The sequence below is a fragment of the Bittarella massiliensis (ex Durand et al. 2017) genome, assembly GCF_017566145.1.
In the GTDB taxonomy this organism is placed as follows: Bacteria; Bacillota; Clostridia; order Oscillospirales; family Ruminococcaceae; genus Bittarella; species Bittarella massiliensis_A.
On record NZ_JABFCL010000017.1, the window covers coordinates 1 to 24,181 of the forward strand.

The 24,181-nt window shown below is 65.3% G+C and carries 21 protein-coding genes and 1 pseudogene; 13 read left to right on the forward strand and 9 right to left on the reverse strand.

Features of this window, described 5'->3' with window-relative positions; translation table 11 throughout:
• Positions 1-1,177 (forward strand): annotated as a pseudogene (locus HJY11_RS12575) (hypothetical protein); the annotation flags it as partial.
• Between the two features lie 381 nt (positions 1,178-1,558).
• Positions 1,559-2,242, forward strand: coding sequence for a TIGR00266 family protein (locus tag HJY11_RS12580; protein ID WP_208076302.1), 684 nt, complete (start codon positions 1,559-1,561; stop codon positions 2,240-2,242).
• 74 nt (positions 2,243-2,316) lie between these two features.
• On the opposite strand, the gene HJY11_RS12585 is transcribed toward HJY11_RS12580, so the two are convergent.
• Together HJY11_RS12585 and HJY11_RS12590 are read right to left on the reverse strand one after the other, a co-directional pair.
• Positions 2,317-3,219 carry a DMT family transporter gene (locus HJY11_RS12585; RefSeq protein WP_208076303.1) on the reverse strand — a complete coding sequence of 301 codons (903 nt, stop codon included), beginning with the start codon at positions 3,217-3,219 and terminating at the stop codon, positions 2,317-2,319.
• Positions 3,220-3,468: 249 nt separating this feature from the next.
• Positions 3,469-4,707, reverse strand: a complete 1,239-nt coding sequence (locus tag HJY11_RS12590; RefSeq protein ID WP_208076304.1) for an LCP family protein — start codon at positions 4,705-4,707, stop codon at positions 3,469-3,471.
• A 217-nt stretch (positions 4,708-4,924) separates the two neighbouring features.
• Here HJY11_RS12590 and ung point away from each other — a divergent pair, with 217 nt between their 5' ends.
• The 4 genes from ung (at position 4,925) to HJY11_RS12610 (ending at position 7,781) form a co-directional block, all read left to right on the forward strand.
• Entirely contained in the window at positions 4,925-5,623 is a 699-nt protein-coding gene (gene ung / locus HJY11_RS12595; protein WP_208076305.1) for a uracil-DNA glycosylase, read from the forward strand.
• Between the two features lie 289 nt (positions 5,624-5,912).
• Positions 5,913-6,278, forward strand: coding sequence for a GntR family transcriptional regulator (locus HJY11_RS12600; RefSeq protein ID WP_208076306.1), 366 nt, complete (start codon positions 5,913-5,915; stop codon positions 6,276-6,278).
• A gap of 1 nt (position 6,279) precedes the next feature.
• Entirely contained in the window at positions 6,280-6,984 is a 705-nt protein-coding gene (locus tag HJY11_RS12605; RefSeq protein ID WP_208076307.1) for an ABC transporter ATP-binding protein, read from the forward strand.
• Positions 6,978-7,781, forward strand: coding sequence for a hypothetical protein (locus HJY11_RS12610; RefSeq protein ID WP_208076308.1), 804 nt, complete (start codon positions 6,978-6,980; stop codon positions 7,779-7,781). The genes HJY11_RS12605 and HJY11_RS12610 overlap by 7 nt, the downstream gene beginning before the upstream one ends.
• Positions 7,782-8,410: 629 nt before the next feature.
• Here HJY11_RS12610 and HJY11_RS12615 read toward each other — a convergent pair.
• The 4 genes from HJY11_RS12615 to HJY11_RS12630 all read right to left on the reverse strand — a co-directional run bounded on the left by HJY11_RS12615 (position 8,411) and on the right by HJY11_RS12630 (position 13,263).
• Positions 8,411-9,547, reverse strand: a complete 1,137-nt coding sequence (locus tag HJY11_RS12615) for a hypothetical protein (protein ID WP_208076309.1) — start codon at positions 9,545-9,547, stop codon at positions 8,411-8,413.
• Positions 9,523-10,722: a hypothetical protein gene (locus tag HJY11_RS12620; RefSeq protein WP_208076310.1), complete on the reverse strand. Its 1,200-nt coding sequence runs from the start codon at positions 10,720-10,722 to the stop codon at positions 9,523-9,525. Before HJY11_RS12620 ends, HJY11_RS12615 begins: the two co-directional genes overlap by 25 nt.
• A gap of 308 nt (positions 10,723-11,030) precedes the next feature.
• Positions 11,031-11,930: an MATE family efflux transporter gene (locus HJY11_RS12625; RefSeq protein ID WP_208076311.1), complete on the reverse strand. Its 900-nt coding sequence runs from the start codon at positions 11,928-11,930 to the stop codon at positions 11,031-11,033.
• 295 nt (positions 11,931-12,225) lie between these two features.
• A complete protein-coding gene (locus HJY11_RS12630; protein ID WP_208076312.1) occupies positions 12,226-13,263 on the reverse strand; it encodes an ABC transporter substrate-binding protein in 1,038 nt (345 codons plus the stop codon).
• 534 nt (positions 13,264-13,797) lie between these two features.
• Here HJY11_RS12630 and HJY11_RS12635 point away from each other — a divergent pair.
• Positions 13,798-14,283, forward strand: coding sequence for an SAM-dependent methyltransferase (locus HJY11_RS12635; RefSeq protein WP_368041599.1), 486 nt, complete (start codon positions 13,798-13,800; stop codon positions 14,281-14,283).
• A gap of 361 nt (positions 14,284-14,644) precedes the next feature.
• On the opposite strand, the gene HJY11_RS12640 is transcribed toward HJY11_RS12635, so the two are convergent.
• Both HJY11_RS12640 and HJY11_RS12645 read right to left on the reverse strand, forming a co-directional pair.
• Positions 14,645-15,463, reverse strand: a complete 819-nt coding sequence (locus tag HJY11_RS12640; RefSeq protein WP_243764523.1) for an ABC transporter permease — start codon at positions 15,461-15,463, stop codon at positions 14,645-14,647.
• Positions 15,460-16,221 (reverse strand): ABC transporter ATP-binding protein, encoded by a 762-nt coding sequence (locus tag HJY11_RS12645; RefSeq protein WP_208076314.1) that lies wholly within the window; start codon positions 16,219-16,221, stop codon positions 15,460-15,462. The genes HJY11_RS12640 and HJY11_RS12645 overlap by 4 nt, the downstream gene beginning before the upstream one ends.
• Before the next feature lie 387 nt (positions 16,222-16,608).
• Here HJY11_RS12645 and HJY11_RS12650 point away from each other — a divergent pair, with 387 nt between their 5' ends.
• Both HJY11_RS12650 and HJY11_RS12655 read left to right on the forward strand, forming a co-directional pair.
• A complete protein-coding gene (locus HJY11_RS12650; RefSeq protein ID WP_208076332.1) occupies positions 16,609-17,070 on the forward strand; it encodes an S-ribosylhomocysteine lyase in 462 nt (153 codons plus the stop codon).
• Between the two features lie 12 nt (positions 17,071-17,082).
• Positions 17,083-17,643, forward strand: coding sequence for a TIGR01440 family protein (locus HJY11_RS12655; protein ID WP_208076315.1), 561 nt, complete (start codon positions 17,083-17,085; stop codon positions 17,641-17,643).
• A 74-nt stretch (positions 17,644-17,717) separates the two neighbouring features.
• On the opposite strand, the gene HJY11_RS12660 is transcribed toward HJY11_RS12655, so the two are convergent.
• Complete coding sequence (locus HJY11_RS12660; protein WP_208076316.1) at positions 17,718-19,097, reverse strand: ADP-ribosylglycohydrolase family protein; 1,380 nt, start codon at positions 19,095-19,097, stop codon at positions 17,718-17,720.
• A gap of 692 nt (positions 19,098-19,789) precedes the next feature.
• Between HJY11_RS12660 and HJY11_RS12665 the strand changes: the two genes are divergently transcribed.
• The 4 genes from HJY11_RS12665 (at position 19,790) to HJY11_RS12680 (ending at position 23,914) form a co-directional block, all read left to right on the forward strand.
• Entirely contained in the window at positions 19,790-20,881 is a 1,092-nt protein-coding gene (locus HJY11_RS12665; protein WP_208076317.1) for a BMP family ABC transporter substrate-binding protein, read from the forward strand.
• A gap of 499 nt (positions 20,882-21,380) precedes the next feature.
• A complete protein-coding gene (locus HJY11_RS12670; RefSeq protein WP_208076318.1) occupies positions 21,381-22,487 on the forward strand; it encodes a BMP family lipoprotein in 1,107 nt (368 codons plus the stop codon).
• 29 nt (positions 22,488-22,516) lie between these two features.
• Positions 22,517-23,494, forward strand: coding sequence for a nucleoside hydrolase (locus HJY11_RS12675; protein WP_208076319.1), 978 nt, complete (start codon positions 22,517-22,519; stop codon positions 23,492-23,494).
• A 186-nt stretch (positions 23,495-23,680) separates the two neighbouring features.
• On the forward strand, positions 23,681-23,914 hold the full coding sequence (locus HJY11_RS12680) for a hypothetical protein (protein WP_208076320.1): 234 nt from the start codon (positions 23,681-23,683) through the stop codon (positions 23,912-23,914).
• Positions 23,915-24,181 lie beyond the last annotated feature (267 nt).

Here is a 24,181-nt window from a genome sequence, read left to right on the forward strand (position 1 = left end):
CGAGACCGGCGGCACCGGCGGCGAGACAGGAGAGACCGGCGGGGAGACCGGCGGCGACTGCCTGGACGAAAACGGGTACTGCCACGGCTACTGGGACGCAAGCGGCGTCTGTCACTGCGGCGACGAGACCGGCGGCACCGGCGGCGAGACAGGAGAGACCGGCGGGGAGACCGGCGGCACTGGCACGGAGACCGGCGGCTGCCTGGATGAAAACGGGTACTGCCACGGCTACTGGGACGCAAGCGGCGTCTGCCACTGCGGCGACGAGACCGGCGGCACCGGTGGGGAGACCGGAGAGACCGGCGGCAGTTGCGACGAGTGTTGCGATTGCAGCCAGTACTGCGATTGCTCCTCCTTCTGCCGCTGCGGCGGCCAAGCCGGTGCTGTGGGCAGTGGGCACGGCTGTGGCTGCGGCGGTGGTTGTAGCGGCTGCCAGCCCAGCGGATGCTCCGGCTGCGACTGTGAGCAGCACTGCCTGTGCAGCGAGTACTGCAACTGCGAAGAGCTCTGCTGCGGCGACGACGCCACCGGCTGTGACACCGGCGCCACCGGCGGGGAGACCGGTGGCGGGTGTGGCTGCGTCTGCACCTGTACTTGCGGCTGCGGCACCGGGGGAACGGGCGGCAATACCGGCGGCACCGGTTGCGGCTGTGGGGGCGACACCGGCTGTACCAGCTGCTGCCCCCACTGCGACGAGGGCTGCGGAAATGAGACCGGCTGCGGCTGTGAGGCCGGCGGCGAGCCGGGCAACGCCTACAACGGCTGTGGCCGCAGCGAGGGCGGCGGCTGTGTGGGCGCTGGCGGGTACAGTGGCGAGACGGCGGTGGAGACCAGCAGCGCCAGCGGCTGCCCCTGTGACGGCGAAGGGAGCGAAGACGGCCCCTATGTCTGCGGCGCCTGCTGCGATTGCAGCTACATCTGCTACCCCCGCATCTACTGCGACGAGCGGGACTGCTCCTACAACTTAAACGGCCGCTGTGGAAAGCACCTCCCCTGCGAGGACAACATCTTCGAGGACAACAGTTTCCGCCCCCACTGCGGCTGCGCCAAGACCGAGGAGGACCGCCCGGTGGCGCAGCCCCCCATCCCCCAGGCCCGCCCCGACAACCCCCGCCCCCTGGACCCGGCTACCGAGCTCTTCTACCGCAACGAGCGCAAGCGGATCATGGGGGAGTAAGCGGACTGTTCTTTTTCGGCAAAGCGAGCCATCCCCGGCCAACCAAAGGCCGGGGATGGCTTTTTCGTTGGTTTTATATGCGAGTTACTGTGTGTTTTGACAATTTGAGCGGTGGCTTTATGGAAATACATAGATAGGAGCGCATATGGCAACCGGGCGGTTTGGAATGTTGATGTGGAAACCCTGCCTGTGCAATTTGAAACGCCCGCTATCCCTCCCTCACCGCCCACCTGGGGATATGGAGCTGGGGGATGCGAAATTGGTGACAGGAAGCCGGCAGGCGCAGAAAAACAGTTGCCCTTCTCCGCCCGAACGGATATACTCAAAGAAAGGGGAGCCGCCCTTACGGCCGCCTCCCCCGACACAGAGGAGGAGATGTGAATGCAGTATAAAATTGTAGGGGAGCCCCTGCCGGTGGTGGTCTGTGACCTGCAGCCGGGGGAGACCATGATCACCGAGCGGGGTTCCATGAGCTGGATGAGCCCCAACATGCAGATGGAGACCACCTCCGGCGGCGGGCTGGGCAAGGCCTTTGGGCGGATGTTCGCCGGGGAGGCCATGTTCCAAAACCGCTACACCGCCCTGGGCGGCCCGGGGATGATCGCCTTTGCCTCCAGCTTTCCCGGTTCCATCCGCGCGGTGCAGATCACCCCGGGCAACAGTGTGATCGTTCAGAAGTCGGGCTTTTTGGCGTCCGAATCGGGGGTGGAGCTGTCGGTGCACTTCAAGAAAAAGCTGGGATCCGGCTTCTTCGGCGGCGAGGGCTTTATCATGCAGAAGCTCTCCGGTTCCGGCATGGCCTTTGTGGAGGTCGACGGCTACGCGGTGGAGTACGAGTTGGGGCCCGGCCAGTCCATTGTCGTGGACACCGGCAACCTGGCCATGATGAGCGAGACCTGCTCGCTGGACATCCAGTCGGTCAAGGGGGTCAAAAACGTCCTCTTTGGCGGGGAGGGCCTCTTCAACACCGTCATCACCGGGCCGGGCAAGGTCACCCTGCAGACCATGCCTGTCAGCGGCTTTGCCAGCGCCCTGGCACCCTTTATGAGCAGCAACAGCCAGTGAGGGAGAACAGATAAAAAGGCCCCGCCGGAATCCGTTCCGGCGGGGCCTTTTGGGCGGTTGAAGAGGCGGGTGGGTCAGGGATTTTTGCCCCTGGCCCCGTCTGTTCCCTTTCCCCTTCCCTTGCCGTCGCCCAACTCGCTGAAAAGGGAGCAGCCCAGCACCACCGCGCCCCCCGCCAGCTGCCAGGGGCCGACGGCCTCCCCCAGCCAGAGGGCCGACACCCCCACCGCCACCAGCGGGTCCAGGTAGCTCAAGAGGGCAGCGGTCTGGCCTGGCAGCTCCTTGAGGGCCGAGAAGTAGAGGCAGTAGGCCGCCCCGGTGTGCACCAGACCCACCGTCAACAGCGCCGCCCAGCCGGTGGGATCCAGCGCGCCCAGGTGAAAGCCCCCGCTGAAGAGCTGATAGGGCGCCAGCACCAGGATGGCCACAGCGAACTGCACCAGGGTCCGGTCCACCCCGCCCAGCGAGCGGATGCCCTTGCCCAGCAGGATCACCGCCGCGTAGAGCAGGGCGGCCCCCAGCCCCAGGGCGATGCCCAGCCGGTCGTCTGCGCCCCCGCTGTGGCCCCCGGCACCGATGACCAGGACCATCCCCCCGGTGGCCAGGAGGAAGCAGGCCCCCTTGCGGGCAGTCAGCCGCTCCCGAAAAAAGAGGGCGGAGGCCAGCACCACCAGGGAGGGGGCGAAGTAGTAAGTCAGGGTCGCCACCGAGACCGAGGTGTAGCGGTAGGCGGCAAAGAGCAAGATCCAGTTGCAGCCCATGGCCGCCCCCGAGAGGAGGAGCCGGGGTAGCTCCCTCCCGATCTGCGCCAGGGGGAGGGGCCGCCGCCGCACCAGCAGCGCCGCCCCGATGGCGGCTGTGGCGATCACCGCCCGCCAGAGGGCGATCTCCGCCGGCGGCAGGGGGATGGCCCGCACAAAGGCGCCAATGCTGCCAAAGACGGCCATGGCCGCCAACATCCTTCCCCGCGCCCCCATCCCTGCGCCCCCTCTTTTGCTGCTTGTCAGCCCCCATCATAGCGCCTCCGCCCCCCTTTGTAAAGGGGGGCGGAGAGAAAAGGGGCGCGTCTGTTTGGGACGCGTCCTTGGGGGTTGAATCCCCCGCGGGAAGTTCACCAGACCGTTTGGGGGATTCCCCTTTGTGCAGGTCTTTGACAGGCCCCAGAAGGGGCTGTTTGCGCCAGAGATCCCCCTGGAGCGCGCCCGGGGCGCCGTTGCCCAATGCCCTTAGCTGGGCATGATGTCGTTGTAGATGAAGTCGTGCAGCTTTTGGGTGGTGACCGCGTCGTCAAAGGTCATGTAGTAGGTGCCGTTGATCAGTTCCCCCTTGTAGTCCGAGTCGGTGGGGAAGCGGGTGGTCACCATGGTGGGCTTTTGCAGGGCCAGCGGGGCGTAGCCCATCAGGGTGCCGAAGTCGAGGGAGGTCTTGGTGAGGGCCAGCAGGTCTTTGGCCAGCTGGGGGTATTTGGTGGGGTTCATGGCCATGGCCTTGTTGAACAGCTGCATCAGGACGGCGCGCTGCCGCTCGGTCCGCTCGAAGTCGCCGTTGCCCACAGAGCGGATGCGGGAGTAGGCGACGGCTTGGATGCCGTTGAGGGTCTGGGTGCCGCTGCCGCTGATATGCGTGGCTGGCTTACCGCTTACCTTGGCCTGTTCATCCACACTTCCGTTGATATAGGAGACCTCGTTGTCCTTCACGTCGATGGTCACCCCGCCGACGGCGTCCACGATCTCGGCCATGTTGGCAAAGTCCACGGTGGCGAAGTCGGTGATGTCCAGGTCGAAGTTTTCGTTGAGGGTGCGGATGGCCAGCTCGGCCCCGCCGAAGGCATAGGCGTGGGTGATCTTGTCCATCCCCCGGCCGGGGATGTTGACGTAGGCGTCCCGCATGATGGAGGAGAGCTTGACCTTGTTGTGGTTTTTGTCGATGGAGAGGATGATGATGGAGTCGGTGCGGGTGCCCTTGTCCAGGAGGCCGTTGCGGCTGTCGACGCCAAAGAGGGCGATGTTCTTGACGTTTTTGTCGATCACCGAGTCAAAGCCCAGCTCTGCCTCGTTGAGCGCCACCGGGTCGTAGCTGCCGGCGATGTCCATCAGGATATAGGCGGCGGTCCCTCCCGCGGTCCCCAGTACCACCAGCACGGGGATGAGGATCTTCAGCCAGAGTTTCATCTTCTTCTTGCCGTTTTTCTTCCGCTTCGGCTCGCTTTTGCCCATGTTGGACCCCTCCCTTCCATTCCTGCCCGCTTCCTGCCCCTGCCCTTGCCCTTGGCCGGCGGCGCGGCGGGGGGCGGCGCTCTTTCTCGCTTCGCCCTTCCCGGCGCCGGAGAGGACTTCGTCCTCCTCCAACAGGTTGGGGGAGTGGGGGCGAGGGGCGGGGCGGGCCGGAATGTCCCGCCCCGCTTTGGGGATGTCGTCTAGGTCCAAGATATTAAACGGATCGTCTCCGCGAATGGGTTTTGCCATCTGCTGTACCTCCTTGCGTGCGCGATACAGGGCTTACACATGGCAACTAGTATACGACATTTTCTGCAAAAAGGCAAACAGAGGCCGGGCGTTTTTTATGAAGGTTCTCTTAACAATCGCCGCCGGCGGGGAATGGACAGCCCCGCCTTCCCTGTGGTAAGATAGGGGACAGAAAAGCGCAGCCGGCCCGGGCCGCCGGACCGGGAGAGGGGGAGGGATGCCGGTGTTTGAAAAGCTGGGCGATTGGAGCCAGGTGCTGGCGGAAGAGTTTGCCAAGCCCTATTTTGGGGAACTGGTGCGGCGGGTGCAGAGGGAGTACCGCACCGCCACCGTCTACCCGCCGCAGGGGAGCGTCTTTCGCGCCTTTTTGATGACCCCTTACCGGCGGGTGCGGGTGGTCTTGTTGGGGCAGGACCCCTACCACGGCCCGGGCCAGGCCATGGGGATGAGCTTCTCCGTCCCCCCCGGCGCGCCGCTGCCCCCGTCTCTGCAAAACATCTTTCAGGAGCTCTGGAACGATCTGGAGATCCCCCCTTCCACCAGCGGCTACCTGGGCCCCTGGGCCGAGCAGGGGGTCTTCCTCTTAAACAGCAGCCTCACCGTGCGCAGGGGACAGGCGGGGTCCCACCGGGCCCTGGGCTGGCAGCGGTTCACCGACGCGGTGATCGAGAAGCTGGGGGAGAGGGAGGAGCCCATGGTCTTTTTGCTCTGGGGGGCCGACGCCCGCTCCAAGGTGCCCCTGATCAAGGGTTCCCAACACCTGATTTTGCAGGCCCCCCACCCCAGCCCCCTCTCGGCCTTCCGGGGGTTTTTCGGCTGCCGCCACTTCTCTAAGGCCAACGCCTTTTTGCAGCGGCACTACGGCCGGGGCATCGACTGGGACCTCTCCCACCCGCCCGCAGGGGAGGACCGGTAGGCATCTGCCGGGCCCATCTTCCAAAAGAGTCCTGTCCCGGGGGACATGGCTCTTTTTTTGCGCGTTTTTCCGAAGGCTGGGCGGTTGCGGAGGGGGAAAGCGCCGTTTTCACAGGGAGGGGGGAAGCCATTGGGCTTCCCCCCTCCCTTGCTGTTGGGACAGAAGCCGCCCGTTTGCCCACGGAAAGGGAAAATAATTTTTTCTGGGAGGTTGACAACTGTTTCACAAGGATGTATTATTGTATTAACGACTTAGTACAATGGTACAACGGGCGGAAAGGAGCGGGGACATGTGGAAAATTGAGAGCGACCGGCCGATCTACCTACAGCTGGTGGAGATTTTGCAGCAGCAGATCCTGGCCGGCGTCTACCCGCCGGGGGGCAAGCTCCCCTCGGTGCGGGACCTGGCCGCCGAGGCGGCGGTCAACCCCAACACCATGCAGAAGGCCCTGGGGGAGTTGGAGCGGCTGGGACTGGTGTACGCCCAGCGCACCGCGGGCCGGTTTATCACCGACGACAGAGAGAGGCTGGAGCAGATGAAAGAGCAGTTGGCCGCCGAGCAGGTGCAGGTATTTTTGAAGAAGATGAGTGAGATGGGCCTTTCCCGGCAGGACGTCATTGCCCTGCTGGAGCGGGCGGAAAAGGAGATGGAATGAGATGAATAGAGACGCCATTATCAGCTGTCAGGGGCTGCAAAAGCGCTACAGCTACAAGCTGGCCCTCAACGGGTTGACCCTGGAGATCCCCCGGGGCAGGATCGTGGGGCTTTTGGGGCCCAACGGCAGCGGCAAGACCACCTTTATCAAACTGGTCAGCGGGCTGCTGACCCCCACCGCCGGGGAGCTGCTGGTGGGGGGGCACCGCCCGGGGGTGGAGAGCAAGCGGATCGTCTCCTACCTGCCCGAGCGCACCTATCTCAACGACTGGATGCGGGTGGAGGGCATTCTGGAGATGTTTTCCGACTTCTACCCCGACTTTAACGAGGCCAAGGCGCGGGATATGCTGGAGCGCCTGGGCATCAACCCCAAAGACAAGCTCAAGACCATGTCCAAGGGCACCAAGGAGAAGGTGCAGTTGATTTTGGTCATGAGCCGGGAGGCGGAACTCTACTTGCTGGATGAGCCCATCGGCGGGGTGGACCCCGCCGCCCGGGACTACATCCTGGACACCATTATTTCCAACTACAGCGAGAACGCCACCGTCCTCATCTCCACCCACCTGATCTCGGACATCGAGAAGGTGCTCGACGAGGTGGTCTTCATCAAAAACGGCCAGATGGTCCTGCAGTCCTCGGTGGACGACATCCGCGAAAACCGGGGCGTGTCGGTGGACCAGCTGTTCAGGGAGGAATTCAGATGCTAGGGAAATTGATCAAATACGAGTTCAAGGCCACCGGCCGGCTGCTGCTGCCGGTGTACGGGGCGCTGCTGCTCATGGGCGGGGTGGTCAACCTGGGGCTGACCCTGCAGGGCAAACTGCCGGTGCTGAAATTCGCCCAGGGGGTCCTCATCTTCGCCTATGTGGCCCTGATGGTGGCGGCCTTCGCCCTCTCCTTCTTTGTGGTGATCTCCCGCTTTTACAAAAACCTCATCTGCGACGAGGGCTACCTGATGTTCACCCTGCCGGTCAAGGCCAGTACCCACCTGCTGGCAAAGACGGTGGTCTCCACCGTCTGGAGCCTGACCACCGCCGCGGTGGCGGCGGGTTCCCTGCTGCTGATGGGGGCCGGTCACGGCGTCATCAGCAAGCTGCCCGGCGCCCTGCGGATGGCCGACGCGGCGATCAAGGGAGAGCTGGGGATGGGGGTGAGCGAGCTGCTGCTCTGGACCCTCTTCACCTTCCTCATCTCGATGGTGATGACAAACCTCATGTGCTACCTCTCCATCTCCATTGGGCAGTTTGGGCGGGGCCACCGGATCCTCACCTCGGTGGGGGCCTACCTGGTGCTCAACGTGGTGGTGCAGAGCATCTCCACCGTGGCGCTGCTCATCTCCTGCCTCTTCACCGGGCTGGACTTCTTCGGCGATGTGCCCATCGGCCAGCTGGCCGGTTTCCTGCGGATGGTCTTCGCCCTCTCCATCGGCCTGAGCGTCTTTTTCGGCATCTGTTTCTATCTGGGCTCCAACTTTATCCTCTCCAAAAAACTCAACCTGGAGTAGGGATTTGACAGCGGAGAGAGGAGGGGATCCCCCTGAAGCGGATACACCTGGCCACCCTGCGCCGGCTGACCCGGCTGCTGGCCGCCCTGGCGGGGGCCGCCGGGCTGGCGCTGGGCATCTGGGCCCTGCTCTCGGATCGGGTTTCGGCGGGGGGATGGCTCCTCTGCGCCCTGGCCTGCGGGGTCATGTTGGCCCCCAATCTGGCCCTTGCGGGGCGGGAGTAGAGCCTGTTACAAAAGAAAAGAGCCGGTTCCCGCCGGACAAAAGCGGGAAAGGGGTAGGCACAGACGTGTCTACCCCTTTTGCCGCCGCTTTAGGAGGGGGACAGGGGAAACGGACAGAGAAGGGCGGCGAGGAAAAAGGGAGGGTCGCAGAGCGGCTTTGGCGGGAGGAGCTGGGCGGGCCCTGGCGCGGGAGAGGGGAAGCCAGCATGGGCGAATTCGGCGGCAGGGCGCAACGCCTTTCCGCCCGGGAGAAAGCAAAGCAGGGCAACGGAGGGCAACGGAGGGCAAAGGAAGGCAAAGCAAAGGAGGGCAAGGTGGACGGCCATTGGCGGGCCCCCTTTTGGCGCAAAGACAGAGCCCCACCCCGGCGAGGGGGTGGGGCTCTGTCTGTTGGCGGGGCGGGGCCTACCTTCTGCGGCGGGTGAGGAGGAGGGCGATCCCCCCTGCCAGCAGGGCCGCCATCCCTGCCAGCCGACTGCTGTCCGCCGTCTCCGGCTCGTTCCCCGGCTCCGGTTCAGTTCCTGGCTCCGGCTCGCCGACGCCCTCTGGGTTTTGGGGCGGGGCGGGGTCACCGGCGGGGAGGATGGAGAAGGAGATCTGGCTGTTTTCCAGAACAAAGCTCTCCCCGCCGGAAATCAGCTTGGCGGTGGCGGTGAAGGCGCCCGGCCCGGCGGCCGCCCCCTCCACCTGTAAAGCCGCGGTCTCTCCGGCGATCCCGGTTTCAACCGCTGCCGCGGGGGCCTGGGGCGACCCGGTGTAGGGCAGCTCGGTCGCCCCCCAAACCACCGTTAGTGCCTTGGGGGCAATTTGCACCGGCACCGCGGTGGGGGCCAGGGAGTTCTGGCTGGCGGTGGCAGGGGCCGACACCTGGGCCCAATAACTGCCGGTGCGCGCCGGCGGGCTTGGCAGGGGCTGGGTACAGCCCGGGTCGGCAAACCACGCCACCGCCGCCTGGCTGTTTTCGGTGTCGGTGATCCAGCGGCTCTCCGCCGGCAGGGAAAAGGGATGGCCGCTGTACACCCCCTGCGCCGCGGTCAGGGCGCTGCGGCCCGCCTTGAGGGGGCCGTCCACCTGGATCACCGGGTTGCCTGACAGCGCCACCTCCGGGGCGATGAGCCCCCCGTTTTGCAGCCGGCCACGGTTCTCGATCCCCCCCGGGCCGGAGATCCGCCCCTGGCTGTTCAGCGCGGCACCCTGCTCCACCGTCAGGGCCGCCCCCTCCCCCAGCAGCAGCGCCGCCTCGGCGGAGAGGGTGAGGGTGGTGGCCGGGGGCAGCGTCAGGGCCGTTCCCCCGGCCAGGGACGCCTGCCCCTTTACCTGCCCCTCGCTGCCCCGCAGCAGGATGCCCTGGGTGAACCCGGGCAGGCCGGCCAGGGTCTCGCCGCTCTCGTCGGCCACCGTCACCACCCCGCCGCTGACGGCGGTGTTGGCCCCCACCAGGGCCGGGTGGGCCCCCACCCGCACGGGAGGGCCGGGGAAATAGGGGGTTTGGTAGTCTGCCGCCACCTTGCGCGCCTCTACCTGGCCGCCGGTGATCTGCACCTGCCCCGCCCCAGATCGCCGATGGCCGGCGCGTTGGAGGCGCGGGGCGGGGACGCGGTCACGGTGGCCTTGACCGAGCCGCCGCCAATGCGCACATCGACCCCGCCGCCATCGGTGAAGATGTCTTCACTCCGAGAGGAGGAGACATTTGCCAGGCAGGTCCCGCCGATGGCGGGCTGGCAGAGGCTTTCGGCGGTCACCGAGCCCCCCAGCAGCCGGATCTCGCCCCCCACGACACCGCCCCCCAGGGCGCAGCCACCCTCGGTATTTTTCACCTCCAGGGTCCCGCCGGCAACGGTGATGTCCGGCTTTAGCTCGGGGTTGCTGACTTGGCCTGAGAAGACGGGGGGACAGACGCCGATGGTGGCCAAGGAGGGGGAGGACAGCGACAGGTATCCGCCGTCCATAAAGAAGCTGCCGGCGTGGAGGCCGGAGGGAAACTGGCCGCCAAAGCCGTTGCCAATGCTGCCGGTCCCGGTGATGTGCCCCCCGTGGACCGACACCGCACCCCCGCTGCCACCGGCGTTTGTGGAACTTGCAGTTTTCCCGCCGCCAATGGCCACCCCATTGCTATTCAGGAGGAAGGAGAGGGTGCCGCCGCAGATGTCCACCCGGCCGCAGCCCTCGGCATCCACCCTCTCAATGGCAGGGGGGCCTTTCCCGCCAATGGCCGCGCCGTCGGCGTCGTCCGCCGCAATGACGAGGGTGTTGGCACAGCTGGCCCCGCCGCGGCAGGGGCAACCCTCTCCGTTTGCGCAGCAGATGGTCACCCCCGCCCCCGGGGGCAGGTGGATCCCCGCTGTCACCGCGGTGTACAAGTAATAGTCTCGGGTGAGCCGGTTCTCCCCCGCCAGCACCAGGGTCACCTGGGGGCTCCCCGCCAGGTCGATGGGGGAGGCGCTGGCCCCCGCCGGCGCGCGGATGACCACCTGGTCCAGCACCAGCTCCACCTCCCCGCTGGGCACCTGCACCGCAATGGTGTTGGCCGTTTCCACCCCGCCGCCCCGCACCCGGTACCGCCCCGGCGCGGTGATCCGCACCGGATTTGCAGTCAGGTCAAAGTCCCCGTCGTACCCGTCGCCCGCCAGGGCGGCGACCGGCGCCCCCCCGCAGCAGAGCGCCGCCGCCAGCAGGCACCCCAAAAAGCGGCGAAGCCCTTTGTATCTTCTCTCCATCTGTGTTCTCCCTTTCTCTGTTGGCCCTCGGTGGCAGGTCGATCGTCTGTTTTATTGTACTATTTTGTTCGTAAAACAGAAATATAAAATACACCTCTTTTTCCTTTTTTCATCGGCAAAACCCCTTTCTATTGGTGATTTTTCGCTTTGCAATACAGAAACGAAATAGTACACATAATCAAAATCGAGCCAGCTGGAATGCTCTGAAAACACCGCTGCCAGGGGGGCGGGCGATTTGCGGCGGCCTTGCGGGCGGTCATCCCGCCGCTTTGGAGGGCGAAGGTGGGGAGGGCCGATTGGCGGGACCTTTAGAGGGATTGCGGGGGGGCCTTGCAGAGGGCGCGGCGGGCGGCAAAGCGGGCCGAGACGGCTGCCGCCAGGTGGCTGACGGGAAGGGAGAGCCAGATGCCGGCGAGCCCGAGGCCCAGGGCATTTGCCAACCAAGCCAGGGGGATGCGCACCCCCAGGTGGTGGAGGGCTGTCAGCCACATTCCCGTCCCCGGCCGCCCCGCCCCGTTGACGGCACCCAAAAAGCAGCTGGCAAGGCCGTTGCAGGGGTCGCCTGCCCCCGCCACCAACAGATAGCGGACAGCCAGGGTGGCGACCTCCTCCCCCGGGAGGAAGAGGCCGGCCAGGGGCCGCGTGAAGAGGAGAACGGCCGCCGTGAGGAGGACCAGCAGGCTGCCGCCAAAGAGGAGGGCTGCCCGCAGGTAGTCTCCGGCGCGCCCGCGCTCCCCCGCGCCGACGCACTGCCCGACGATGGCTGTCAGGGCTGTGTTTAGGGAGACGGCGGGGTAGAGGAGGATGATCTCCAGCTTGCAGGCCACCCCGTACCCGGCGATGGCCGAGACCCCGAAGCCGCTGACCAGGCCGGTGAAGAGGGCGGTGCTGAGGGCGGGAATGCCCTGCTGCGCCACCGAGGGGAGGGCGCTTTGGCACAGGGGGAGGAGGGCGCGGTCAAATTGGCGGATGTGGCAGACAAACAGCCGCTTTTTTGCCAGGTAGACGAGGAGGATGGCCAGGGCGATCGTCTGTGAGACCGCGTCGGCAATGGCCTTTTTGGAGGGGAAGTAGCGGTAGCACAACCCCTGGGAGATGCCCGCTTTCTGGGCGATGTCCGAGATGGAGGTGTGGGAAAAGCCCTTTTTGTAAAACAACTCGGTGGCGGTGTCGAGGATCTCCCGGCGAAAACAGGGGGGGCGGCCCAACAGATATTGCGGGAGCGATGCAGCTGGAAGCAGGGAGCAACGGCAGGGGCGGAAGGGTGGTCCCGACCAGATCCGCATGCCCGTGGAGACACCGCGCAAAATAGGCGTTTTCAGCTTCACAGGGTTTGCGGAGGGGTGATGGGGTTTCACCGCCCTCCGGCGGCGTGTGAACTGCAGGCGCAAACAGGGCGGCCAGCTGCGGATGGAGGTGGGATGGGAAACGGGAGAGAGGGGCGGATCTCCCGCCCCTCTCTCCCGTGGGGAACCCCTGTGCGCCTGTGCGGCGAAGGGGCGCTTAGCCGTTTGCCTTGGCTGCCTCGGCGAAGGTGTTGTTGACCAGGTCGTCGTAGTTGGCCCGCTGCTTGAGCTCGCCCGCCTCGGTCATCACGTCCTGCAGCCGCTCGAAGGATTCCCGCTCCATCACCGGGTCGGTGGACCAGGCGTCGATGTCCTTGTAGCGCTGCACCACGGTGGTGAGAAGTTCTATGTCGGTGTCGGCGAAGGAGGGGGCGATGGCCTCGGCCACCTCTTTGGCGCTGTGGCTGTGCACCCACTGCTGGCCCTTGTAGACGGCGTTGGTGAACCGCTGCACCAGGTCGGGGTTTTTCTCGATAAAGTCCTTGCTGGCGAAGTAGCCGGTGTAGGGGATCTCGCCGCTCTCCTCGCCGATGGAGGCCACGATGTAGCCGCGGCCCTCCTTCTCCAGCATGGAGGCGGTGGGCTCGAAGAGGGCGACGTAGTCGCCGTTGCCGCCGGTGAAGGCCCCGGCCATGGCCGAGAACTGGATGCTGTCGTCCAGCGTCAGGTCGGCGCCGGGGGTGAGGCCGTTCTGGCGCAGGACGTGGCCCAGGGTCATGTAGGGGACGCCGCCCTTGCGGCCGGGGAGGAGGGTGGTCCCCTGGAGTTTTTGCCAGCTGAAGTTGTCGTCTTTCTCCCGGCCCACCAGGAAGGAGCCGTCCCGCTTGGTGAGCTGGGCGAAGACCTGGCTGTAGTTTTCCTTGCCCTCGTTGTAGATGTAGATGGCGGCTTCCGGCCCGCCGAAGCCCACGTCGATGGAGCCGGAGAGGACGCCGGTCATCACCTTGTCGGTGCCCTGGCCCACCGACAGGTCGATGTCGATGCCCTCCTCCTCGAAGAAGCCCAGGTTGATGGCGGCGTACTGGGGGGCGTAGAAGACCGAGTGGGTGACCTCGTTGACGGTGACCTTGGTCAGGGGTTTCTCCCCCTCGCCCTCCTTCTCGCCGCAGCCGGTGAAGGCGCCCAGCGCCAGGGCGGCGGCCAGGGCGCCTGCGGCCAGGCGGGCGGTGCGGGTTTGCCAGCTTTTTTTCTGCATGCTATGTATCTCCCTTTCCTGTTGGATTTGTGAAGCGGGGTTACGACGCAGTCTATGTGAAAATTGGCCCCGGGGTTCCCCTTTTGGCGGGAAAAGCGGCCGGTCGGTCGTCCTTCTGGGGGAAAAGGGAGCATCCTTTTGGGTGCCGACATCCGCCCGCCGGGGCGGGGGAGAGGGGCGGTCTGCCCCTGCGGGGCCGAAAGGCGGCCGAGGGCTGCGGTGTGCAGGGGGGTGACACCCGGCCGGAAGGGGGGATTGTCGCACCCTGCGGAGGGGAACGGGGAATAAAATACCGGTTCATGGAAGGGATGATGGGGGTCGAAGTTCCACGACCTGGGGGCGGCATTGCCGCCGGCGAGCCGCGCCCCGGGGCGGGCGGGAAACCCGGCCCTTGCCCACCGGCTGGCGCGCCTCATTTCTTTTGGCGTGCCGCGGGGCGGAGGGATGTTTTTTGAAAAAGGGATTGTAGTGTTCCCACACTTCGCTATACTGGCAGTAGCGGCGCTGCTAAAAACGAATTGGGAGGAAATGACCGTGCAAGATGCAACCCATCTGACCCTGTCGCCCATCGGTGTGATCCGCGCCGAGGGGGGCGCTTTTTCCCTGGAGGTGGCGCCGTCCCACCGCCCTGCCCTCGCCGGGCTGGAGGGCTTTTCCCACCTGCAGATCCTCTGGTGGTTCTCCGGCTGCGAGGACGCGCATTCCCGCGCCAGCCGCACCGAGGAGGCCCCCTACCGGCGCGGGCCGGCCCTGTTGGGCACCTTTGCCACCCGCTCCCCCCAGCGGCCCAACCCCATTGCCCTCTCCTGCGCGGGGGTATTGGAGATCGACCGGGAGAGGGGCGTTCTCGCCCTGGACTACCTGGACGCCGAGGACGGCAGCCCGGTGCTCGACATCAAGCCCTATCTGCCCAGCCTCGACCGGGTGGCGGCCCCGGGCGTGCCCCAATGGTGCGCCCACTGGCCCGCCAGTGTGGAGGAGAGCGGCGACTTTGACTGGGGGGAGGAGTTCTCCTTTTAGCTGTTGGGCCCGCGGTGAGGGCCCTTGCCGCGGGCCAAAGGCAGAGAGGGGGACGCCGATCGGCGTCCCCCTCTCCGGCTGTCTGCCCCCCTTTTGTCAGCGCTTTGGGGAGGGCTTTTTGGGTTGGCCTGTCTTGCTTGCCGGGGGAGAGGCGAGGGGGTTCGGAGCGCTGCGGGGCCACAAAACGCGGGAGCCGCCCGGCGCAGAGAGACCTCGGGCGGATGCATGGGGGCGCGGTGTTGATAGGGCGCGGGCGGTGTGTCCCCGACCGGTGAAGGGAAAAGAGAACAGCGGCGGGCAGATCCCGGTGAGAGGGAATCTGCCCGCCGCTGTCTGTCTGGGGAAAGTCCGCACCGCCCGTTTAGGCGGTGTGTTGCAGCCGCCGGTCGACCCACTTTTCCAGCAGGACGACGCACTGGTAGAGCAGTGCCGCCACCACCGCCAGAATGAAGACGCCGGTCATCACCAAATCCATTTGAAAGACCTGGCCGCCGTAGACGATCAGGTAGCCCAACCCGGCCTTAGAGACCAGAAACTCGCCGGCGATGACCCCCACCAGAGAGAGGCCGATGTTGACCTTGAGGGAGTTGAAGAGGGTGTGCAGGTTGGAGGGGAAGACCACCTTGGAGAAGAGCTGCCAGCGGGTGGCCCCGAAGGTGCGCACCATCTTGATGGTCTCCTTGTCGGTGTTGAGAAAGCCGTTTAACATCTCCATCACCGTGACGATGAGGGAGATGGCCAGGGCCATGACGATGATGGCCTGGGTGCCCGCCCCCACCCAGATGATGATCACCGGGCCCAGGGCGATTTTGGGCAGGGAGTTGAGCACCACCAGGTAGGGCTCGGAGACCTTGGAGAGGAAGGGGGACCACCAGAGGAGGACCGCCAGCCCCACCCCCAGGCCGGTGCCCAACAAAAAGCCGATCAGCGTCTCGTAGCAGGTGACGCCGATATGTAGGGCCAGGTTGTTGTTGGGCGCGTTCATCAGCGTTTTGAGGATGCGGGAGGGCTGGCTCATGACAAAGGCGTCGATGACGCCGGCGCGGGCCAGCCCCTCCCACAGGGCCAAAAGAAAAACCAGGATGAGCACCTGGCAGAGCCGGATGTTCACCTTCCGGCGCCGAATTTTTTTGAGATAGACGGCCCGCTCTTTGGAGATGGCCGCAGTGGGAGTCATCATTGGTTCAACTCCTTCCAAATCAGGTTGAAGTAGCGGCTGAATTGCGGGTTGTTGCGCCGCTGCAGGGGGGACAGGCCGGGCTGGTCAAACGCCACTTGGTGCACCGCCTTGACCACCGAGGGGCGGGCCGAGAGGACGATGATCCGGTCGGACATGCTGATGGCCTCGGGGATGTCGTGGGTCACCATCAGGGTGGTTTTGCCCTCTCTCTTGAGGATGCGGTAGATGTCGTCGGTCACCGTCAGCCGGGTTTGGTAGTCCAGGGCTGAGAAGGCCTCGTCCAGCAGCAGGATCTGGGGGTTGACCGCCAGGGTGCGGATGAGGGCCGCCCGCTGGCGCATCCCCCCCGAGAGCTGGGAGGGGTACTTGTTTCGGAATTCGTAGAGCTCGTAGGTCTTTAGGAGCTTCATGGTCCGCTCCCGGCTCCCCTCGTCGAGCATCCCCCGGATCTCCAGCCCCAGGGTGGCGTTTCGCCAGATGGTGCGCCAGTCCAGCAGATTGTCCTTTTGCAGCATATAGCCGATCTGCCCGCTGATGCCGTTCACCGGCTCGCCCTCGATGCGGACGGCGCCGTGGGTGGGCTGTTCCAGCCCCGCTATGATGGAGAGGAGGGTCGATTTGCCGCAGCCGCTGGGGCCGACAATGCTGATAAACTCGCCCTCGTTTACCTGAAAGCTGACATTTTCAATGGCAGTCACTTCGCCGTTGCGCGCCTGATAGGTCTGGGACACCCGGTCCACTTTCAATATCGCGTCCATGCAATCACCTCGATTGTTTACCACAGTATATACGCCGCCCCCCCGGCGCGTCACAGGGGGGCGAGGGGCTGCCGGGGGCCCTTCGGCGCGATTGCCCGCGCTTTGAAAGCGGCCTCTCGAGGGGGCGCGGCGGGCACCGGCGGGAGGGTTCTGCCGCGGCGGGCGGAGGGGGGGCAGGGGCGGGCAAATTGCGAAAGAGGGCGATTTGTGGTATACTGATATATAAGGACTTATTGTGCCTAGGGATGGCCGGGCAGGCGCGCAAACGACCTTTGCCCCTGCCCTGTGGCCGATCCCACTGCGCGCGGGGCGCCGGGGGGATCACCATTTTCGTTTTGTAAGGAAAACCAGAAGAGAACAAAAGGGGGAGTTCACATGAGAGAACCGATGAAGACCATCAAGAGCTTTCAGGTCGACCACACCAAGCTGCAAAAGGGGCTTTACCTGTCCCGCGTCGACGGGGACTGCGTCACCTACGACATTCGCATGTGCGCCCCCAACGGCGGCATCTACCTGCAAAACGCGGGGCTGCACACCTTTGAGCACCTCTTCGCCACCTATGTGCGCAACAGCGCCCACTCCGACGAGGTCGTCTATGTGGGGCCCATGGGTTGCCGCACCGGCTTTTACTTCATCGCCCGCGACAGCATGAGCCGCCAGCAGGTGCTGGATTTGCTGCGGGAGACCTTTTTCTTCATCTCGGAATTTGTGGGCAAGATCCCCGGCGCCAGCAAGCCCGAGTGCGGTAACTACCTGGACCACGACTTAAACCAGGCCAAGGCCTACGCCCGCACCATCTGCCAGGTGCTCGAGGGCTGGACCCCCGAGCGGATGGACTACGAGGGATAGGGGGCGGCGGCTTTGGAGTGGGATCTGACAGAGCTGACCGAACAGGCGCGCCGGGCGGCGCGGGAACTCTGCGAGGCGGCGGCCCTGCGCCCCGGCGATCTGCTGGTGGTGGGCTGTTCCTCCAGCGAGGTGACCGGGCACGCCATCGGCTCCTTTTCCAGTACCCAGGTGGCCGACGCCCTCTTTGAGGGCATCTTCCCGGTGCTCTCCAAACAGGGGGTCTACCTGGCGGCCCAGTGCTGCGAGCACCTCAACCGCGCCCTCATCCTGGAGGGGGAGGCCGCCCGTGCCCACCGGCTGGAGGTGGTCAACGCCGTTCCCCAGCCCAAGGCGGGGGGCGCCTTTGCCACCGCTGCCTACCGGGAGTTTTCCCACCCGGTGGCGGTGGAGCGGGTACGGGCCCAGGCGGGGATGGACATTGGCGACACCCTCATCGGGATGCACCTGCAGCCGGTGGCGGTGCCGGTGCGCTTAAGCCTGCGGGCCATCGGCCAGGCCAACCTGGTCTGCGCCCGCACCCGGCCCCGGTACATCGGCGGCGAGCGCGCCCACTATGACCCCGCCCTGGGGTGATGGGCAGAGATAGAAGAGGGAGAGGGCCGGGCGAATTTCGCCCGGCCCTCTCCCTTTTTTGGATGGAGGGGGTGTCAAAGTTGTTTGGCGGCGCGCAGGGTCTGCCGCGCCAGGTGGGTGACGGTGGTGTGCTCCCACCCGCGAAAGAAGCTGTCAAAGCCGTCGTGGAAGGGCTCGGTCCAGCGGGGGGCGAGGGCGGGGTAGCCGTACATCAGCCCGAAGAGGGTGCCGATCTGCCCGGCGTTGCAGTCCACGTCCTCCCCGCAGAGGGCGATGATGGACATGCAGGTGTCGAAGCTGTCGCCGCAGAAGTAGAGGGCCACCACCTCGGCCGCGGCGTTGGGGTAGGTGTGAATCCAGTTGTAGCGGCGGTATTTGGCCCGGCAGGCCTCCCAGGCGCTCTCCCAGCTGCCGGCGCGCTCGCACTGCTCCAGGGCGAAGGCCAGCACCGAGGCGTACTCGCTGCGGGGCGGGATGAGGGCGGCCGCCCGGTAGAGCAGGGGGCGGATGCCCGTCTCCACAAAGGCCAGGGAGGCCAGCAGGGCGTTGAATACCTCGCCCAAAATGGCGTTGTTGACTGCCGAGATCTGGCCGTCCAGAAAGGCCAGGCGGGCCGCTTCGGCCGGGTTGCCCGGGGCCACCATCCCGCAGATGGCCCCCCGCATCTGGGCGCCGATCCACTCGGCCCAGGGGTTTTGCCGCCGGCCGCTCTCCGGCGGGAAGATGCCCCGCTGCAGGTTTTGGTAGGCGGCGCGCTCGGCCCCCCAGGTGTAGAGGATGCGGCCCACCCACTCCAGGGCGATGTCGGCGCTGGTCACCGCCCGCCCCCGCTTCAGGACGGCCTCCAAAAAGGCCAGCTCGTAGAGCACGTCGTCGTTGAAGGTGGTGGGTCGGCGCAGGAAGCCGTCGATTTTGCCAAAGGCCTTTTTCAGCTGGGGGGTGCAGTACCCCTCCACCATGGTGCCCACGGCGGCCCCGGCGATCTGCCCCTGCCAGCCGGCGTGGAGCCGCTCCAACAGCTCGCCCTCCGAGAGGGAGAGGGGGATCTTTTCGGGGTAGGCCACCTCGGCTTGCAGGTCCTCGAAGGCGCGGTATTCGGGGAAGGACCAGTAGGGGCTCTGGGGGTCTTTGGGGGCCTGTTCCAGCAGGGCGTAGGTCTGGGCCACCAGCTTGGCCAGCTCCACGTCGTCCTCCGCCTGGTAGGCCTGCCAGACGGCGGGGATCAGGGCCTCGGCGGCGCGGACGTCCCGCCCCCGGTTGCCCACGGCCTGAATGGCGCCGAAGAGCTGCAGCAGCGGCCCGCCCGAGTCGGCGACCGAGTCGGAAACCTGTTTGCGGATGGCCTGCTCCGGCGTCGGCTGCTCGGTGGATGCGGGGCCCCGCACGGCTTCCGGGTGCAGGTGGGGGACGGCGGCCTCTTTGGCCGCGGTGGTGATTTCCCATGCTCGTTTCAAGGGGATTCCCTCCTCTTCTCTCTCTGGTGTTTGCCGCTACGCCCATTGTGCGGCCCTTTGGAGGGAAAGTCCACTGGCAAAAGGGCCAAAATGAGGGGAGGGGTTTTGTGGGAGGGGGGCGGCGCGGGGAGGCTGAAACCCGGCTGGTTGGGGATGGCGCCCAAATGGGCGGGGAGGAAACCGGCATCTTTTTGCGGCGGGAGGGGCGATAGGGGCAAAAGGGCCAAAAAGGAGCGTTTATTTTGGCGGATTTGGAGAAAGCAGGAGAGAGAGGGAGAGGGAAAAGAAAAAGTTGACAAAAAACGACAGATCAAAATGGGCAACTTTTTACCCCCCTTAAAAAGATTGTGCACCGCCCTTAAAAATTTGCCGGCAGATTGTGAAAAAAGCGGGGCGGTTTCTCGAGGAACCGGTTGTTTACACAAAAAGAAAGAATCTGTATTCGCTTTCTTTCGGGGCGGCGAGAGGCCGTATGGCAACCTGGTCAAAAGGGGGGCACCCAATTTGGGCAGCCCGTTTGCGACCCTTTAAAGCGGGGGGCGTTTTGCCCATGAGCGCCGGGGGATCGGTGGCCAATAGGGAGAAAAGCCCCCCTCTCTCTTGACAGGGCGCGGGGCGGGCGGATACCCTGGTGGCAGACGGGGCGGGCGGCGGCCAGAGGGGCGGCGCGGCCCCAAAAGGGAGGAAGCGAAATGAAAAAATATGCATCCATCTGCCTGGCGGCGCTGTTGGCCTTTGGCCTGTTTGCCACCGGCTGCGGCCAGAAGGAGGCCGCGGGCGGCGAGGGGGAGGAGGGGCAGATCCAGAGCGCCTGTTACCTGACCTACGCCCTGGGGGACAAGTCCTTTCACGACCTGGCCAACGAGGGGCTCACCAAGGCGGGGAAAGAACTGGGGATCAAGACCAAGACCATCGAGTACGGCACCGACAAGTCCAAGATGGAACCGGCCATCCTCGACGCGATGGACAACTACGACATGGTCCTCTTCTACACCGGCGAGCAGCTGGAGATCATCAAGCGCTATGCCGCCGACTACGCCGACGTGAAGTTCGTGGGCTTTGACATCGACCCGGACATTGAGCCCGAGTTCCCCAACATCTTCTGCATGACCTACGCCCAAAACGAAGGGGAGTTTCTCGCCGGAGCTCTGGCGGCCAAGATGTCCAAGTCGGGGACGGTGGGCTTTGTCACCGGCACCGAGTCGCCGGTCATCAATGACTTTATGGTGGGCTATATCGAGGGCGCCCAGCACGTCAAGAGCGACATCAAGGTGGCCATCTCCTACAGTGGCGACTTCACCAACACCACCAAGGCCAAAGAGGTGGCCCTGCTGCAGATCCAGCAAAACGGGGCGGACGTGATCCACCAGGTGGCCGCCGGCGCCGGGCTGGGGGTGTTTGAGGCGGTGGTACAGCACCCGGGGGTCTGGGCCATCGGCGTGGACGCCGACCAGAGAAACTTCTTTGTGGACACCAAGCCGGCGGTGGCCGACGTCATCCTCACCTCGATGATGAAGCGAAACGACATCGTCCTTTACGACCTGGTGAAAAAGACCTATGCCGGCACCGCCGACTTTTACGGCACCCGCGCCAAGTGGGGGATCTCCGCCGGGGCCGTGGGGCTGGCGGACAACGAGTACTACCGGCAAAACACCCCCCAGGAGGTGCGCGACTACATTGCCGACTGCCAGGAGAAGGTCACCGGCGGCGAGATCGCCGTCTCCACCGGATACGGGATGGAGCAGTCCACCCTGGACGGCATTCGCAACCGGGCCCGGCCCTAGAGCGGAGCAAAGTGGGCAAAGTGGGGCAAAGCAGAGTAGGGCGAGACATTTCCTCGACACAAAAGGCGGCGGTGAGCCGCCTTTTTGCCGTGCCGGACAATGGGAGAGGAGAGGGAAGTCTCCGTGTTGATTGGAGGAGATGCACATAAAAGGGGAGGGGACTATGTGAGAGTTGCAGATAAAAGGGGGCGAAAAAGCCGGTGGTGTTAAAATCAAGCACAGAAAAAACGGAAGATCATTGTGCAGTATTTTGGAGGAGGGAGACACCGGCCGGAGGGCGGGAAAAAATGCTCTGCGCGGTTTGTGGGGAGCGCACAACCGGTTTGAGGGCCGGGGAGGGGGAGGGGGTAACTTTGTACAAATAAACAAATCTATCTGTGGTCATTTGGCAGAAATAGACGAAAGAATATTGACAGGAATGGGGGCGGTGAATGTCTTAAAAGCAGCAAGAGCCGCAGCCGTCCCACCGGGGCGGCGCGGGAAAAAAGGAGGCTTTCCTGTGAGAAAGTATATCGCATTGGGACTGGCCGCGCTGCTGGCGCTGTCCGCCGTTTTGACCGGCTGTGGAAAGGGCGAGGAAGACGACGGGGGCGGCGAGAGCAGCGGCGGCGGGGAGAAGAAGATCGCCAGCGTCTGCTATGTGACCGACATGTTAGGGGATAAGTCCTTTTCCGACATTGCCAACGAGGGGCTGGTCAAGGCCGGCAAGGACTTTGGGCTGGAGGTCAAGACCATTGAGTACGGCACCGACAAGTCGAAGATGGAGCCCTCTATGCTGGACGCGGCCGAAAACTTTGACCTGGTGTTCTTCTACAGCGGGGAGCTGCTGGAGGTGGTGCAGCGCTACGCCGAGGAGTACCCGGACGTGAAGTTTGTGGGCTTTGACATCGACCCCACCAAGGAGGCGGGCCACCCCAACGTCTTCTGCCTGACCTACGCCCAGAACGAGGGCGATTTCCTGGCCGGGGCCCTGGCGGCCAAGATTTCCAAGACCGGCACCATCGGCTATGTGGCGGGGCGGGAGTCCCCGGTCATCAACGACTTTTTGGTGGGCTACATCGAGGGCGCCCAGCACGCCAATCCCAGCGGCAAGGTGGCCTTCTCCTACATCGGCGACTTTGTGAACACCGCCAAGGCCAAGGAGCTGGCCCTGCTGCAGATCCAGCAGAACAAGGCCGACGTGATCCACCAGGTGGCCGCCGGCGCCGGGTTGGGGGTGTTTGAGGCGGCGGCCGACAACCCGGGCACCTGGACCATCGGCGTGGACGCCGACCAGCGAAACTTCTTCATCGACTCCAAGCCAGAGGTGGCCGACGTCATCCTCACCTCGATGATGAAGCGCAACGACATCACCCTTTACGACATCATCGAAAAGACCTGTGACGGCAGCGCCGACTTCTACGGCACCAACGAGACCTGGGGCATCCTCGAAGGGGTGGTGGTCCTGGTGGAGAACGACTACTACAAGCAAAACACCCCGCAGGAGGTGCAGGACTACGTCAAGGAGTGCGAGGGAAAGGTCACCAGCGGCGAGATCAAGGTGCCGACTGCCTACGGCATGGACCAGGATACCCTCAACGAGATGAGAAACAAGGTCAAGGCCTGACGGCCATCTTTGTGAAATGAGGCGATCTCTTGCCCAAGAAAGTGATATTGGACGTGGACACCGGCCCGGACGACGCCGTCGCCATCATTGCCGCCCCGCTGGCCCCCGAACTGGATGTGGTGGGCATCTGCACGGTCAACGGCAACCGGGAGGTGGCCCTCACCACCGACAACACCCTGCGGGTCAAGGCCCTGATGGGCTCTGACGTGCCGGTCTACCGGGGCTGCGAGTACCCCCTGGTGTCCACCCTCACCCCCGGGCGGCGGCCGGGCATCCCCCGCAGGGAGGGGCAGATCCGCCCCACCGGCTCCCGCATTCAGGGGGATCACCTCCCCTTCCCCGCCACCGACCTGACGGAGGAGCCGGAACCCGCCGTCACCTGGCTGGTGGACACCCTGCTGCACGCCGAGGAGAAGATTACCCTGGTCCCCGTCGGTCCTCTGACCAACCTGGCGGTGGCCCTGCGGGCGGCCCCCCGCATTGCCGAGCACATCGAGGAGATCGTCCTCATGGGGGGCGGGCACCGCATTCAGAACACCACCCCTGTGGCCGAGTACAACGTCTGGGTGGACCCCGAGGCGCTGGAGGTGGTGCTCCAGTCGGGCTGCAAGGTGATGGTGGTGCCCCTAGACGCCACCATGGAGTGCTACCTCACCCAGGCGGACGCCGACGAGATACGCGGCTTTGGCGGCCCGGGGGCCGAGGCGGTGGCCCTGCTGGTGGACGAGTGGCTGCGGGACTACCGGGACGACCCGGCCATGAAGGGCTGCCCCGGGGTGCCCATCCACGACGCGCTGGCGGTCTGCGCCCTCCTCGAGCCCAGCATCCTCACCGACGTCCGCCCCGTCTGCTGCCACGTGGACATCGCCGGCGGGTACGCCGACGGCCAGACCTGTTTGGACCTGCGGGCCCGGTTGGAAAAAGAGGGGGCCAACTGCCTTTTCGCCTTCCACGCCGACCGGGAGAGGTTTGCCGCCACCCTCAAAAAAATTCTCAAAAACGGCTGATGAGATGGCTCCCCACGGGGGAAGCGCAGCGGGAAACCTCCCTGCGCTTCCCCTTTTTGCCGCCTGCGGGGGGGAGAGGGGGGATATTGAACCCTGCGGTGGTGCAATGGGCGCAGAGGCGCGGCCGCAGAGAAGGGCAGGGCCGTGGCCCTGCAAGGGGGGGACAGTGAACGGGGGTTGGATTGGGTGAGGGGGGAGTACCTGCCCGACTGCCGGCGGGCGACTGCTCCCGGCTTTTCGGGTTGCCCGGTGGACCCGGGCGAGGGAATCTTGGGCTGGGAGCGGAGGGCCCCGGTGCGGACCCTGCAGGAGCCGGGGGGGAGTGGAAGTCGGACGCCCGCTACCGCGAGGAGGGGGGAGCGGGTGCGGCCGATGGGCCGGATGGGGGCGGCTGGGGTCTGGGCGGCCGGCTCCTCCTGACCTGCGAGAGCTCTGGTCTCATTTTGGCCCGGGCACTGGTAGGGCCGGAGGCGGCCTTTGCGGGGAGACCGAAATGGTGGGGCTGGCGAGATGGCCCTGGCGGTGGGGGCGAGGGGCTGCTGCTCTTCCCCGATCGCACCCTTCCCCTGTGCGAGAATGCCGCTTAGCGCCTCTTTGCCGGGCAGCCCTACAAGTCGGCCGCCGGCGGGGGCGCTGGGGCTGTTGGGCTTACTGATCGGTCTCCTCGGCAGGGGAGAGCGAGCCGGC